The following is a 13054-nucleotide window of genomic DNA, read 5'->3' on the forward strand; positions in this document are numbered from 1 at the left end:
ATTGTCAATAGGAGTTCCTAATTATTTATTGGGCTTCCCCAAGCATTAAAAAACCCCGCGCGGGCGGGGTTTGTGTTAACGGACCTATTGAACTTGGCAACTATCTAGACACTTTAGGCCAAGGGAGGCAAAAGAGATCAGCATAATTTCTGTTTGAATCATCTGAGCAATACTCAGAAATTGCTTCCCTGCCCGCGAAAGTAATATGTTTTGGTGGTTGCGCTAAGTTCAATAAGCTCCATCCAGTGAAACCTGCTTTGTTACCGAAGTTGATTTTTTCAATATCACTTCCAGTGAAGCCAATTGTCATAATTGCGTCTTCTTTGGTGTTTCCATATCGATCTTCAAGTTCTGTGATTATTCTAAATTCCACATTCCCATCCTTCGGAATTATTTTTTGGGATTTTGCCAAGATATCTACCATCTTTGTAGATGCATCAAACAGGAGGGCCGAATTACTAAATGTTGAAGAAGGCCCGATGTCAACAATCAGTAAAGGCTTGCCATCCTCCATATGCTCTCGGGCACTCACAACACCCTTATTAATCTTGATGATGCGTTCTGCCAGTGTCAGCGAAGTGTCCTGTTCGATGCTGCTGGTGTCATGCTCTTGACATGAAGTCATTTGACAAACCAATGACAAGCTAATAAGTGTTTTTACAACTAGGACTAAAACGCTTGTGGTGTTGGGTTTCATTAATGTGTAGCTCCTGTGGTTAGAAAAATGAAGTCACAACCCTCCATCACCGAGCTTGCTGATCACACGGCCAATAATGTGAACCGTATCCATTTCCTTAGAAGGTACGATCTCGTCTTTGTAAATACGATGGCCTTCGGAGTCCTTGTTCTGATTATCACTAACAATGCGTAAGCTACTGTTACGTAAGGTGTAAAGACGTTTAACCTTCGCCTCACCACCAATGGCAATGGCGTAAACTTTCCCATCACGGATGCGTGTGTCTGCGAGATTTACCAGCACCCGGTCTTTATCAAATAACGTTCGCTCCATGCTGTCACCGTATACGCGCATCAACTTCACATCTTTTGAACTGATGTGTACGTCCCTGAGCCAAGACAAGGGGAACGGCATTCTGAATTTTGTTTCGATAAATTCAGGGATCACAACACCGCTACCAGCAGCGAGTAATACATCTACTTCGTCGATCAGCACATCAGCTTCTCTATCCAAATCTTCATCACCATCAATTATTCGAAGCTCACAGGCGTCGAGTTTGGTACGCTCGGGACCCTGTGTGCTTGGATTCTCTTGGTTAGAATTCGCGGTAACGGCACGCATTGGGCCGGTGCCTGTTGCTAGCCATTTTTCCGAGACATTAAGCGCCTGGGCGGCTTTGAGGAGATTCTCCCCGCGCAAGAATTTTGCTTTCGAGCTTAGCCAGCCATGAACGCTCGGAGGTTTGACCCTGACTGCATCGGCAAGTTGTTTTTGCGTCATGCCAGCTTCAAGCATGGCAAAACGGAGTCGTTCATTAAGAGACATTAGGAAAGCCTAACAAATAAGTGGTTAGGAGTAGCTATTGACAAAGTTATTAGCTAGTCCTAACTTAAGACGTATGAACGCAAATCAGATCATCGATACCCTTGGCGGCACTGCTGCTGTGGCACGAATGTTTAAGATCAAACAGCCATCGGTAAGTGAGTGGCGTAAGACGGGCATTCCTTCGGCACGGCTTCAGCTCCTTGAGGTTGTCCGCCCCGACATCTTCGGCGCTCCCCCCACAGGCCACAGGCAGGAGGTGTCCGATGCGGCCTAAACCCGAGTTCCCAACTTCTTTTCTTTCTCGATTACCAAAGGCAGTGCGCCTCTGGTGGTTTCGATTACACAAGCAACCGCACTGTGTGGAATGTGGAAAACGGTTGGATGGGTTTGAATTTCTCCGGGCGGGGGTTGGCCTTCTAGAACTACTGAAAGGTAGTGGTTTTCCATGTCCACGTGCGTGCAAATCCAAAACGCGCGGCTGCCAAAACGGCCATCTTGGGAGTGAAGTTTCCCGATGATCAATTGGCTCAAGGCTACATTTGGATGTAGCACTACAACGAATACTTTTTCTTCCATGCCGAGTATTCGATCTTTTCAATGACATTGAATAACCCTTGGTAATGAATCTATGTATGCCGATCCGACCCACATTCGTAGTCACCCGGTGAAGGTGCGTTTTAACGATGCCGAACGCGATTTGATCAATGCGTTGGCTCAGTACAACGGGATGCAACCGGCGGCGTTAGTTCGTGAACTGGCGTTATCGGTAGCAACTGCTGCGATAAAGAATGATAAGCGGCAAGCAGACGCGGCTTGAAGTGCCTAACCAGGCCCTTTGGAGGCCCTGTGAAAATTGATCTAAGCCCTGCTGATCGAAAAATGTTTGAGCAATACACACAAATCTATGGACTGGCTTGCGTTGATGAAGCGGTAGAACACGCTGCAAAACAAGCACTAAAGGACGCTTATCTGCTACGAGATAACAATGAATATTCGCCTCTTGGAAAAGGCGTGGTGGTTTATTTGAAGGGACTTAAAAAGCCCTTAAGGAATCAAGAATGAAAGCAAGCGATGACACCGTGAGCTTGACCACTGCCCACAGCTGCGGTACCGTCGCCGGTAAGGAGCTTAGAAACTCCGAACTCAGCGGTACCCGCATCCGAAAACCATGCGGTTTTTTTACGCCCGCACGTTTTACGTCGGGAGGGCGGCAGCCATACAACACCCGCAAGGGGAAAGCTGCCCGCCGTCTGAGTTCGGTTTCTAACCTCCCGACACCCATAGGTGCGGCGCGTAGAAACGTCTCCCTGTGGTCATCCGATAACTCAGGAGACGTTTTATGACGCAGTTACCTGCTGCCGTGTGTTTTTCCGGCAAATCCCTTTCCATTATCGACCATGACGGTGTTCCTCACCTGACGGCTGCCGATCTGGCCCGAGCTTTGGGCTACAAAGACACCAGCGCTGTCTTGCGCATCTACTCGCGCCATTCCGAAGAGTTCACCTATCAAATGACCTTGACGGTCAATTTGACCGTCAAGGGGTTTGGAAGCGGTAACTCAGACAAACCTGTCCGACTCTTCAGCCCTCGTGGCTGCCACATGGTATCGATGTTTGCTCGCACTTCAGTAGCCGCCGCGTTTCGCCGTTGGGTGTTGGATGTGTTGGAATTCATGCCCTCAATCCGCAAGACGGGGAGTTATGTAAGCGATGACACCGTGAGCTTGACCACTGTACGCCGCTGCGGTACCGTCGCTAGTAAGGAGATCAAAAACTCCGAACACAGCGGTACCCGCATCCGAAACCCATGCGGTTTTTTTACGCCTGCACGTTTTTACGTCGGGAGGGCGGCAGCTATACAACACCCTGTAAAGGGGAAAGCTGCCCGCCGTCTGTGTTCGGTTTTTGACCTCCCGACACCTACGGGTGCGGCGCGCAAAAACGTCTCCCCGTGGTCATCCCATAACACAGGAGACGTTTTATGACGCAGTTACCCTCTGCCGTGTGTTTTTCCGGCAAATCCCTTTCCATTATCGACCGTGACGGTGTTCCCCACCTAAGCGCACGCGATCTAGCCCACGCTTTGGGTTACAAAGACACCGTGAGCTTGACCCACATTCGCCGCTGCGGTACCGTCTTCGGTAAGGAGCCTAAGAACTCCGGAAACAGCGGTACCCGCATCCGAAAATCATGCGGTTTTTTTACGCCTGCACGTTTTTACGTCGGGAGGGCGGCAGCCATACAACACCCTGCAAGGGGAAAGCTGCCCGCCGTCTGTTTCCGGTTTCTTAGCCTCCCGACACCCACAGGTGCGGCGCCTAAGAACGTCTCCCCGTGGTCATCTCACGAAACAGGAGACGTTTTATGACGCAGTTACCCTCTGCCGTGTGTTTTTCCGGCAAATCCCTTTCCATTATCGACCGTGACGGTGTTCCCCACCTAAGCGCACGCGATCTAGCCCACGCTTTGGGTTACAAAGACACCGTGAGCTTGACCCACATTCGCCGCTGCGGTACCGTCTTCGGTAAGGAGCCTAAGAACTCCGGAAACAGCGGTACCCGCATCCGAAAATCATGCGGTTTTTTTACGCCTGCACGTTTTTACGTCGGGAGGGCGGCAGCCATACAACACCCTGCAAGGGGAAAGCTGCCCGCCGTCTGTTTCCGGTTTCTTAGCCTCCCGACACCCACAGGTGCGGCGCCTAAGAACGTCTCCCCGTGGTCATCTCACGAAACAGGAGACGTTTTATGACGCAGTTACCCTCTGCCGTGTGTTTTTCCGGCAAATCCCTTTCCATTATCGACCGTGACGGTGTTCCTCACCTGACGGCTGCCGATCTGGCCCGAGCTTTGGGCTACAAAGACACCAGCGCTGTCTTGCGCATCTACTCGCGCCATTCCGAAGAGTTCACCTATCAAATGACCTTGACGGTCAATTTGACCGTCAAGGGGTTTGGAAGCGGTAACTCAGACAAACCTGTCCGACTCTTCAGCCCTCGTGGCTGCCACATGGTATCGATGTTTGCTCGCACTTCAGTAGCCGCCGCGTTTCGTCGCTGGGTGTTGGATGTGTTGGAATTCATGCCCTCAATCCGCAAGACGGGGAGCTACTCAGCTTCGCACCCTCATGCTGTCACTTTGACAGAAGAAGAGGCATTCAACCTGTACGCACTGCTGAGGATGGTCGCGGGGCATTTGTCACGGGAACGCATTGAGCCGATTGAACAAGCCTTACATCTGATTCGCTCACCGTTAGCCGGTGCGGTCAGCGATCTGTGGCGGGAGGTGGGGCCGCGTGCTAAGCGCATGGAGAATCTCGCTGGGCGTTGCCGCAATGCCTTCTACCGTTTGCGCTAAACCATCCGGCTGTCTGGCTGGCCGTACTCCTTAATTAGTAAGGAGTGACTCTCGAATCTTTAAACCACCCCCGCAGTTAAAAAGGGCGGGCTGAGGGGGTGACCTCAACTCGCCCAAAACAAAGGTGAAACTCCTATGCGAGATTCTATCACGGTTCTAAAACACCCCGTAAATACCCTCGCCAAAACATGGCGCGCTGATGGCTCGGTGAAAGCCTACGACAACGCCAAGTTCTTCCAGGTGGAGCAACGAGCGCTCAACAATAGCCGCGACTTGTCTAACTTGCTCACGGAGCTGGAGAAGAACCCGCATGCCTGCGTGATTCGCGGGGCGTATGTGGGCGATGCCAAAGCCGCTGCGCTTGATACTGAGTTCCAGAAAGGGAAAGTACGGCGCATTGCCGAGCTGTACGAGGATATCCCGCATCACTGGATGCTCGTTGAGATCGACAACTTCTACCCACGGTGCCGCGATCCGGTGGCCGATCCGGTGGGGAGTATCGACGAGTTCCTCAGCGACCAAATGCCCTTTGGCTTCCACGGTGCAGATTACCATTGGCAGTTATCCAGTAGCGCGGGGCGTCCTGAGTGTGCAGGCAAGCTAAAAGCCCATGTGTGGTTCTGGCTACATAAGCCGTACACCAGCGCACAGCTCAAAGCCTGGGCCGCTGTCTGCGCTCCAGGGCTGGATGCTTCTGTATTTAATACGGTGCAAATCCACTACACCGCCGCCCCTGTGTTTGAAGCCGGTGTGACCGATCCAGTTCCAGTGCGCAGCGGCTTTGTGAAAGGCTTTCTTGAGGATTCTGTAATGTTGGCGATTGATGCGGCGATCCTGGAAAGCGCCAAGACTGAAGGCAAACCCAGCCGCCAACACAAGCTCATGGCCGCTGCTGCCAACGACCCTGTGGCTGTGTGTCTTGCCAAACACGGGATGATCCGCTCCACCGGCAAAGCGGGGGAGCTCTTCATTGAATGCCCCTTTGAAGAACGCCATACGCAAGCCTCTAGCCCCACATCCACGGTGTATTACCCAGCACATACCGGAGGCTATGCCAAAGGCGCCTTTGTATGCCAGCACGCCCACTGCCACGGGGTGCCGCAATCAGAATTTCTAAACCAAATAGGAATCTATTCCGAACAGGAAATATTAGAGATGTTCGATGTGATTACAGATGATCCAAGCCCTCCAGCCATGCCAGCCGTTAAGAAGCGCGTTGTACCCGAAGCGCTGCACCTGGTCACTGATGCAGCGAACGCGGGACGGATCGCCAAGCGCCACGGTAAACAGCTCATGTGGACTGGGAATCGCTGGCTTGTTTGGAATGACAGATATTGGGAGAGTGATCCGGTCGGGGCGCATGCGCTGATGGCCGATCTTCCCGCCCTCATTCGTGCCGAAGCCGAGCAATGGCGTCTTAAAGCCACAGACACGGAGGATGGGAAAGCGAAAAACGAAAAGATCGCCGCTGCGCTGGATGCCTGGAGCAAAAAATCAGAAATGGGCAGCGCAATTGAAACATTGGAGAGGCTGCTCAAAAAGAGACTCAGGGTCCCTCAGGAACAACTCGACACGAATCCCTGGCTATTGAACTGTGCCAACGGCACCGTGGACCTGCGCACCGGAACGCTCAAAGCGCATCGCCCCGAGGATTACATTACGCGGGTCGTTCCTATCAACTTCGACCCTAAGGCCACCGCTCCTGAGTTTATAACCACACTGGCGCGCATCACCTGCGAATATGGGGAATCCTCTAAGCCACTTTGCGCCTTTCTGCAACGCTGGTTTGGATACTGCGCCACTGGAGAGGTACGCGAACAGAAGTTCGCCGTGCTGTACGGGGATGGGAATAACGGGAAAAGCACGTTACTGGACCTAATCACAGGTATTCTTGGCCGTTATTCAGGTGTGGCCGCCCCAGGGCTGCTCACAGGCAAGAACGGCCCACAACACCCTAACGCCATTGCCGACCTCGCCGGTAGACGCATGGTCACCACCCACGAATCGGGGGAGGGCGAAGTATTGCGAGAAGACTTCGTGAAACAAGCCACTGGCGGCGATACGCTCAAGGCACGCTACTTATACGGTGAATTCTTCGAGTTCAAACCCACGCACAAGCTGCAACTGCTCACTAACCATAAGCCTGTCATTAAGGGGCAGGACAGCGGCATCTGGAGGCGCATTATGCTCATCCCCTTTAAAGCGAAATTTGATGCCGCTGAAGGGGAAGAGATCGGTAACGGCAAGTACCTTCGGGATATGAGGATCGCCGAGAAGCTTGCCACTGAACGAGAAGGCGTATTGGCCTGGATCGTGGCCGGTGCCGTGGAGTGGTACAAGAACGGGCTGAGGCCGCCTGATATCGTGTTGGCCGCTTCGGAAGACTACAAGGAGGAGCAGGACCGTGTCGGCCAGTTCATTGATGAAGAATGCGAGCTAGGAGCCGATAAAGAGGAGAAGCTCAGTACGCCAATGGGCGGTGGCCTGTACCCAGCCTATACGCAATGGTGTAAGGCCAGCGGCGTTTGCGCGTTGTCTAAAACCCGTTTCCTTGACGGATTGAAACGGCGCGTACCTGGGTTTAAGAAGAAACTCACGAAAGAAACCCCAGAAGGGGGGAAACGCCGCGAATTTGTGGTGATCCAAGGCGTAGCACTGATAAACACTGACCCCTTCCAGTAACGCGGGGCTGCGGCACCCTCAGCGCTTTCGCAATGGATGTTGGCGGGGTGCAGAGGGCTTAGCGGGCGTGGGACGCGTTGCGCGTTTTAGTGAGCTGAATATAAAAAAGCTTTTAGGTGTCCTTTGTGTCCTGTCAAAAACGCTAATTTGCGAAAACTATATAAGTTTGAAAAAGGCGTGGTGTCCTGTGTCCTGTCGTTTTGCCCCCTTTTTACAATGTTGGGTTAATAATAAGTGTAGATATATATATATATATAACTATTTTTCTGGGGGGGTGATATGACAGGACACAGGACAGGTGCCACTCGCGCCCGTACATCCAGCCATTGCCACACCGGCGGAAGAAAGCGGTGTTCACCCACTGTCCAAAGTACGTTTCCTTGACGGATTGAAACGGTGTGTACCTGGGTTCAAGAAGAAGTACGTAGACCGGATCGTTGAAGGGAAGCGACACAAGTTTACGGTGGTTATCGGCGTGGCGCTTGTGAATGCTGAGTTTTGAGGTGGGGCAGGTGTGGTGTGTGGGTTGGTCGCCCCACTCCCCACTTCTATAAACCCCCTTTTTACAATGTTGGGTTAAAAGTAAGTATAGATATAGATGTATATATAGCTATTTATTTTTGGGGGATGTAGAGGTGGGGAGTGGGGCGGCAGCCCCCTTGCGCCCGTACATCTAGCCATTGCCACACCGACGGGAGGAAAGTGCCGCCGTCTCACCCAATAATCTTCTTTATAATCAATGAGTTATACTAGTCCCCATGCTTTTTTGTGATGGGTTAGTGTCCAATGCAAACAACATGCCTGCTGCAACACTCCAATCCGCCTCGCTTGCTGGCGCGTTTGCCCTTGGGTGGGAAGCCCTGCGTTGCGGGATGCGGGGATGCCGTAGGGGTCGGCATGAGGCCCACCGTCGCTACGGAGCTGCCTGCCAGTGTGCAGGAGTTGGCTGATGTCATCGGACGGAAGCAAGCGTTAACCCTGATTGGTCAGTTGCCGCGTACGTACCCCAAAGGCCGCCGCAGCGGCAAGGTGATTTTGTATGTTCCTAAGGCTTTATCGCCCCATCACCGGCTGGTATCCATTCTGGGATGGGAGGATGCGCAAAAGCTGGTGGATGTTTTCGGTGGGGAGATTTTGCAGCCAGCCAATTGCAATTACATTGCCCGCCATGCGCGGGATTGTGCTGTTGTGGAGCTTTTGCGTAGTGGTGTGCCCTTTGATGTCATTGCCAAGATATTTGGGATCAGTGTCAGGCACGTCAGGAATTTCGCTGCCGGTATTTCCTCGCACCCGCCACGGAAAACCTGTCACAGGACGTATGCCCAGGATACACGCAGGATGAGCGGCAATGAATGTCTCCGGGACTTGTCATGCAGACCATTGGTGAAGAAGGCATTGCACTGATTAAGTTTTTTGAGGGTTTGCGGTTGCAGGCGTACATATGCGAAGGCGGTGCGCTGACGATTGGCTACGGCGAGACGGGCAAGCACGTTAGGCCTGATATGTGTCTTGCCAATGAGCAGGAAGCCGATGCGATGTTACGTGCTCGATTAGCCAAAGAGTTTGAACCGGCTGTACGGCGTTATGTGCGTGTGCCACTCAAGCAACAGCAGTTCGATGCGTTGGTATCGCTGAGCTTCAATATTGGTGTGGGCGCGTTTCACCGCTCGACGCTGTTACGCAAGCTTAATGCCGGTGATGTTGCTGGTGCGGCGCAGCAGTTTCATGTGTGGAAATGGGCGGGCGGTCGTGTGCAGTCTGGTTTAATCATCAGGCGTGCCGCCGAACGTGCATTGTTTGAAGGCGGTGACTGGCGTGCTGAAGAGAAGAAACGGCGTGCTGCTTTAAAGGGTCGCCGTGATTGATCCCTCGGCCATGATGTCCTGGTGGAAAGAAGCGTTCTACACGTGCCTTGCGATGGTGGCTGGGGTACTCGGCTACTTAATGCGCACGCTCGACAACGGCGAGAAACCAACGTGGGCGCGTGTGCTGATCGAAGCCAGTGCGGCTGGGCTTGTTGGGCTGTTTGCAATGTGGGTGTGTGAATCGCTGGAGTTAAGCCAGCAACTGACGGCAGTCACAGTGGGGGTGTTTGGTTGGCTTGGAGCCTCTGCCAGTTTGGACCTGATTCAAAGCTTCATTGTCCCCAAAGTGGGGGGCGGGAGAAGGAGTTCGGATGATCGTTAATACACTGCGCCGTGTGGGGCGAGGTTTGCCCAGTGTGCGGCTGCTGATTGAGTACATGATGATTGGTGCGTTGGTGGCGCTGGTTGCACATGCAGTGCTGGCCTGGTCCGAGCGCAGTCAATTAGCGCAACGTGCGGCGCAGCTGGAAGGCCAGTTAGCGGCGGTGGAAAGCACGTTGGATGCGCAGGTTGCGATGAATCGTGATCAAGATGCGGCGATTGCGCGGCTACGTGCGTTACGGGAGATCGACAGGCAGGCGATTGCGGGGCTGCATACGGATTTGAATCGGATCACGGTGCGCGACCGTGTGTTACGTCAACGCATCATACATTTGGAGCAACACCACGATGAGGCGAAAGCTTTTTTGGATATGGATGTGCCTGACGTGCTTGGGTGCTTGCTCGACGGGGGGTCCTGTCAAGCCAGTTATCGTCACGCAGACCCGCGTTGAGGTGATCATCCCGCCGCAGGTGTTGTTGCAACCGTGTGAGGAGCCGCCATTGCCGCGTGTAGAGACAGTCCGCGACTTACTGAGTCAAACGCTGGGATGGCGTTTGGCGTATGAGCAGTGTGCGGCGCAAGTGCGCTGTGTTGCGGCATGGGTACAGGCGGCCAGCGTCGGGCAGCCGTGGTCACCGCAGGGCTGCGGAATAGAAGACAGCGATACACCGTCGTGACCATGGTGCAATGGCATCTGATGGCTATAGAGGCGTCAAATGAGCGAATTTAACTGCAATTTGACAGATTTTAACGGGTCCTTCCCGATGGGGAGCCCTGCGGGGTCGAAACTCCGCGGGGCTTCCATTGTGCGTGGTGTTTTGATTCTCACTTGTTGTTTATATCGACCGATGGTTTTACAGAAACAGCAAGGAAAACAGGTTAATCGTGCAGGCCTTTCGGAGATATTCGGTGTAGCGTTGCCGACGGTCGATCAATGGGCACGTAACGGCTGCCCAGTCGTGAAACGCGGTGGACGTGGGCGAGAATGGACGTTTGACACGGCTGTAGTCGCCCGCTGGTTACGTGACAAAGCCGCAGAAGAAGCGGCGGGTGGAGCGGTGGCCGATATTGAAGAATGGAAGCGCCGTAAGATCGCCGCTGAAGCGCAACGCGAAGAGTTGCACTTGGCTGATGCAAAAAAGCAGGTTGCTCCTTTGGAGCAGGTGGAAAAGACATTGGCCCGCGTATTCGCGGAAGTGCGTGCCAACCTGCGCACTATTCCAGGGCGGACCGTCGCCCTCCTACTGGGTGAAACCGACGAGCGCCGATACAAACGCGTACTGCTGCAAGAAATCGATCAGACCTTAGAAAATCTCGCGTCCTTAGACCTGACCCAAGAAGACACGGACCCCGACGAAGACGAGGAAACAGGCGATGTCTGAAACCTTAGGTTTAACCGCCCTAGAAAACCAAGAAGGCGTTGATCAGATGATCAGCAACGCCTTACAGATGCTGCGACCGCCCCCAGCAATGAAGCCTTCCGAATGGGCACAGACACGCATCCGCATTCCTGAAGGCAACGCCATTCCTGGCCCCTTGCGCCTAGACAACGCCCCCTACCAACGCGAGCCCATGGATATGCTGGTGGACCCGGACTGCTACCGCGTCACCCTGAAATGGGGCGCACAAGTCGGTAAAACCATGCTGGCCTTATGCGTACAAGGCTACTGCATCGAAATGGCCCCCCGCAGCCAAATGATGCTGCAACCCTCACAAGGCGATTTACAAGCATGGCTAGAAACCAAATTCTCCCCGCTGATTGCAGCCAACCAAGGATTGCAACGCCTTATTGCAAAACCGCGTGGCCGCGATGGCGTCAACAACCAGCGGATGAAATCCTACCCTGGAGGATTTCTGATGTTTGCCTGGTCCGGCTCACCAAAGACCATGCGCGGGCGCTCAGCACCACTGATTGTGTGCGACGAAATAGACGGCTACGAACGCACGGACGAAGGCCACCCGGTGAGCCTGTTGTGGCAGCGCGCCGCGACCTTTGGTGATGAACGGTTTCTTCTGGAGATCAGCACACCCACCATTGAAGGCTCCAGCTATATTGATGACGCCTACCGAGCCGGAGACCAGAGGCGATTTTATGTACGCTGCCCCGCCTGCGGATGCGAACAAACCCTAGAATGGGAACACGTCAGCTGGGTTGGACGCCAAAGCGACCCCGACGCCGACTTGGCCGCTATCGACGCCCACCAACCGCACACTGCACGCTACGTCTGCCAAGGGTGCGGCGTATGCTGGGATGACGGCCAACGCATTGCAGCCGTTCGCCAAGCCCACTGGCAAGCCAGCAAACCCTTTAACGGCCATGCCTCCTACGAACTGAACGAACTGTACTCCACCTTCCGCCGCCAAAGCGCCATCGTTCAAGACTACCTGGACAAACTCAAACACCAGGACCTACAAACATTCACCAACGTCAGCCTGGCCCGCGTCTGGAGCGAGACCGCCGAACAGGCCGACATTGACGACCTACTGCGCCGCCTTGAAACCTACCTTGCCGATGTCCCTATGGGCGGTGTTTTTCTCACTGCGGGCATCGACATGCAAACCGACCGCCTTGAAGTGGAAATTGTCGCATGGGGCATTGACGAAGAATCCTGGTCCATTCATACCGCCGTTCTCTACGGCGACCCCCTCTTAGGCGAGGTATGGGAAGCACTGGACCGCTACCTCTCTACCACCTGGCAGCACGAAAGCGGTATACGTCTATCCATCCAGGCCGCCTGCTTAGATACCGGAGGCACCTGCGGCTACACCCAAGCCGCTTACCAATACCTGCGTACTAGGACAGACAGGCGTCTATTTGGCATTAAAGGCGTTGGCGGCTGGGGCCGTCCCATCGTAGACAAAGCACAACGCAAACATTCCGGACGCAACGCACCCAGAATCAACCTCTTTACCGTTGGCGTGGACGAAGCAAAATTAATTGTGATGCGCCGCCTTGCCATCACCCAGCCTGGCCCAGGCTACTCCCATTTCCCCACAGACCGTTCCCCCGACTGGTTTGCACAACTGACCGCTGAAAAATTACGTACCCGCTACCTCAAAGGCCAGCCAGTACGCCAATGGACCAAACCCGACAAAACCCCCAACGAAGCATTGGATTGCCGCGTCTACGCCTACGCCGCCCTCAAAATCATCAACCCGCATCTACCCCATGACGCAAAGCGTATTAAAGATGCCGCCGCCTTACTACCCAAGGAAAAACTGCCACAGGACCCCACCCTAGAAGTGCAACACCATACCCCCCATCTTCGCCCCCAACATCCCCGGCCCCCCTTAAGACGCCGGAGAACATGGGCTAACGACTGGTGACC

At 53.9% G+C, this 13054-nt stretch carries 19 protein-coding genes and 1 pseudogene; 17 read left to right on the forward strand and 3 right to left on the reverse strand.

What is annotated here, in order from left to right; all coding sequences use genetic code 11:
• Positions 1–100 precede the first annotated feature (100 nt).
• Together F7G16_RS06600 and F7G16_RS06605 are read right to left on the reverse strand one after the other, a co-directional pair.
• Positions 101–697 (reverse strand): hypothetical protein, encoded by a 597-nt coding sequence (locus tag F7G16_RS06600; RefSeq protein ID WP_072866408.1) that lies wholly within the window; start codon positions 695–697, stop codon positions 101–103.
• Positions 698–730: 33 nt separating this feature from the next.
• Positions 731–1501: a LexA family transcriptional regulator gene (locus tag F7G16_RS06605; protein WP_004085133.1), complete on the reverse strand. Its 771-nt coding sequence runs from the start codon at positions 1499–1501 to the stop codon at positions 731–733.
• A 73-nt stretch (positions 1502–1574) separates the two neighbouring features.
• Here F7G16_RS06605 and F7G16_RS06610 point away from each other — a divergent pair, with 73 nt between their 5' ends.
• Positions 1575–1775, forward strand: a complete 201-nt coding sequence (locus tag F7G16_RS06610; protein WP_057683780.1) for a helix-turn-helix domain-containing protein — start codon at positions 1575–1577, stop codon at positions 1773–1775.
• Here F7G16_RS06610 and F7G16_RS06615 read toward each other — a convergent pair.
• Complete coding sequence (locus tag F7G16_RS06615; protein WP_004091234.1) at positions 1772–2077, reverse strand: hypothetical protein; 306 nt, start codon at positions 2075–2077, stop codon at positions 1772–1774. The genes F7G16_RS06610 and F7G16_RS06615 overlap by 4 nt on opposite strands.
• A 52-nt stretch (positions 2078–2129) precedes the next feature.
• Here F7G16_RS06615 and F7G16_RS06620 point away from each other — a divergent pair, with 52 nt between their 5' ends.
• The 16 genes and pseudogenes from F7G16_RS06620 to F7G16_RS06695 all read left to right on the forward strand — a co-directional run bounded on the left by F7G16_RS06620 (position 2130) and on the right by F7G16_RS06695 (position 13052).
• A complete protein-coding gene (locus tag F7G16_RS06620) occupies positions 2130–2318 on the forward strand; it encodes a plasmid mobilization protein (protein ID WP_004085135.1) in 189 nt (62 codons plus the stop codon).
• A complete protein-coding gene (locus F7G16_RS06625; RefSeq protein ID WP_128712489.1) occupies positions 2315–2563 on the forward strand; it encodes a hypothetical protein in 249 nt (82 codons plus the stop codon). Before F7G16_RS06620 ends, F7G16_RS06625 begins: the two co-directional genes overlap by 4 nt.
• Positions 2564–2580: 17 nt before the next feature.
• A complete protein-coding gene (locus F7G16_RS06630; RefSeq protein WP_243857815.1) occupies positions 2581–2844 on the forward strand; it encodes a hypothetical protein in 264 nt (87 codons plus the stop codon).
• Positions 2841–3485 carry a BRO-N domain-containing protein gene (locus F7G16_RS06635; protein ID WP_167405112.1) on the forward strand — a complete coding sequence of 215 codons (645 nt, stop codon included), beginning with the start codon at positions 2841–2843 and terminating at the stop codon, positions 3483–3485. The genes F7G16_RS06630 and F7G16_RS06635 overlap by 4 nt, the downstream gene beginning before the upstream one ends.
• Positions 3482–3619, forward strand: a pseudogene (locus F7G16_RS12760) (BRO-N domain-containing protein); the annotation flags it as partial. The gene F7G16_RS06635 and the pseudogene F7G16_RS12760, both read left to right, overlap by 4 nt.
• A 245-nt stretch (positions 3620–3864) precedes the next feature.
• Entirely contained in the window at positions 3865–4251 is a 387-nt protein-coding gene (locus F7G16_RS06645) for a BRO-N domain-containing protein (RefSeq protein ID WP_128712481.1), read from the forward strand.
• Entirely contained in the window at positions 4248–4856 is a 609-nt protein-coding gene (locus F7G16_RS06650; protein WP_128712493.1) for a BRO-N domain-containing protein, read from the forward strand. Before F7G16_RS06645 ends, F7G16_RS06650 begins: the two co-directional genes overlap by 4 nt.
• Positions 4857–4991: 135 nt before the next feature.
• A complete protein-coding gene (locus tag F7G16_RS06655) occupies positions 4992–7538 on the forward strand; it encodes a DNA primase family protein (protein ID WP_072866400.1) in 2547 nt (848 codons plus the stop codon).
• A 298-nt stretch (positions 7539–7836) separates the two neighbouring features.
• Positions 7837–8040 carry a hypothetical protein gene (locus tag F7G16_RS06660; RefSeq protein ID WP_128712495.1) on the forward strand — a complete coding sequence of 68 codons (204 nt, stop codon included), beginning with the start codon at positions 7837–7839 and terminating at the stop codon, positions 8038–8040.
• A 284-nt stretch (positions 8041–8324) separates the two neighbouring features.
• Positions 8325–8942, forward strand: coding sequence for a hypothetical protein (locus F7G16_RS06665; RefSeq protein WP_038233051.1), 618 nt, complete (start codon positions 8325–8327; stop codon positions 8940–8942).
• The gene (locus F7G16_RS06670; RefSeq protein WP_072866401.1) at positions 8909–9403 is read left to right on the forward strand and encodes a lysozyme; all 495 of its coding nucleotides are present in this window, start codon (positions 8909–8911) and stop codon (positions 9401–9403) included. Before F7G16_RS06665 ends, F7G16_RS06670 begins: the two co-directional genes overlap by 34 nt.
• Positions 9396–9725, forward strand: a complete 330-nt coding sequence (locus F7G16_RS06675) for a phage holin family protein (RefSeq protein ID WP_004086884.1) — start codon at positions 9396–9398, stop codon at positions 9723–9725. The genes F7G16_RS06670 and F7G16_RS06675 overlap by 8 nt, the downstream gene beginning before the upstream one ends.
• A complete protein-coding gene (locus F7G16_RS06680; RefSeq protein ID WP_038233047.1) occupies positions 9715–10176 on the forward strand; it encodes a hypothetical protein in 462 nt (153 codons plus the stop codon). Before F7G16_RS06675 ends, F7G16_RS06680 begins: the two co-directional genes overlap by 11 nt.
• On the forward strand, positions 10100–10402 hold the full coding sequence (gene lysC / locus F7G16_RS06685; protein ID WP_425527299.1) for an Rz1-like lysis system protein LysC: 303 nt from the start codon (positions 10100–10102) through the stop codon (positions 10400–10402). The genes F7G16_RS06680 and lysC overlap by 77 nt, the downstream gene beginning before the upstream one ends.
• A 129-nt stretch (positions 10403–10531) precedes the next feature.
• Positions 10532–11107: a DUF1441 family protein gene (locus F7G16_RS06690; RefSeq protein ID WP_004085150.1), complete on the forward strand. Its 576-nt coding sequence runs from the start codon at positions 10532–10534 to the stop codon at positions 11105–11107.
• Positions 11100–13052: a phage terminase large subunit family protein gene (locus F7G16_RS06695; protein WP_128712497.1), complete on the forward strand. Its 1953-nt coding sequence runs from the start codon at positions 11100–11102 to the stop codon at positions 13050–13052. Before F7G16_RS06690 ends, F7G16_RS06695 begins: the two co-directional genes overlap by 8 nt.
• Positions 13053–13054: the final 2 nt, after the last annotated feature.

The organism is Xylella fastidiosa (assembly GCF_011801475.1).
GTDB lineage: Bacteria > Pseudomonadota > Gammaproteobacteria > Xanthomonadales > Xanthomonadaceae > Xylella > Xylella fastidiosa.

Excerpts from the sequence above, each read along its gene's own strand:
- F7G16_RS06600 (WP_072866408.1), bottom strand. The coding sequence starts at position 697 with ATGAAACCCAACACCACAAGCGTTTTAGTCCTAGTTGTAAAAACACTT.
- F7G16_RS06605 (WP_004085133.1), bottom strand. The coding sequence starts at position 1,501 with ATGTCTCTTAATGAACGACTCCGTTTTGCCATGCTTGAAGCTGGCATG.
- F7G16_RS06610 (WP_057683780.1), top strand. The coding sequence starts at position 1,575 with ATGAACGCAAATCAGATCATCGATACCCTTGGCGGCACTGCTGCTGTG.
- F7G16_RS06615 (WP_004091234.1), bottom strand. The coding sequence starts at position 2,077 with ATGGAAGAAAAAGTATTCGTTGTAGTGCTACATCCAAATGTAGCCTTG.
- F7G16_RS06620 (WP_004085135.1), top strand. The coding sequence starts at position 2,130 with ATGTATGCCGATCCGACCCACATTCGTAGTCACCCGGTGAAGGTGCGT.
- F7G16_RS06635 (WP_167405112.1), top strand. The coding sequence starts at position 2,841 with ATGACGCAGTTACCTGCTGCCGTGTGTTTTTCCGGCAAATCCCTTTCC.
- F7G16_RS06645 (WP_128712481.1), top strand. The coding sequence starts at position 3,865 with ATGACGCAGTTACCCTCTGCCGTGTGTTTTTCCGGCAAATCCCTTTCC.
- F7G16_RS06650 (WP_128712493.1), top strand. The coding sequence starts at position 4,248 with ATGACGCAGTTACCCTCTGCCGTGTGTTTTTCCGGCAAATCCCTTTCC.
- F7G16_RS06655 (WP_072866400.1), top strand. The coding sequence starts at position 4,992 with ATGCGAGATTCTATCACGGTTCTAAAACACCCCGTAAATACCCTCGCC.
- F7G16_RS06665 (WP_038233051.1), top strand. The coding sequence starts at position 8,325 with ATGCAAACAACATGCCTGCTGCAACACTCCAATCCGCCTCGCTTGCTG.
- F7G16_RS06670 (WP_072866401.1), top strand. The coding sequence starts at position 8,909 with ATGCAGACCATTGGTGAAGAAGGCATTGCACTGATTAAGTTTTTTGAG.
- F7G16_RS06680 (WP_038233047.1), top strand. The coding sequence starts at position 9,715 with ATGATCGTTAATACACTGCGCCGTGTGGGGCGAGGTTTGCCCAGTGTG.
- lysC (WP_425527299.1), top strand. The coding sequence starts at position 10,100 with ATGTGCCTGACGTGCTTGGGTGCTTGCTCGACGGGGGGTCCTGTCAAG.
- F7G16_RS06695 (WP_128712497.1), top strand. The coding sequence starts at position 11,100 with ATGTCTGAAACCTTAGGTTTAACCGCCCTAGAAAACCAAGAAGGCGTT.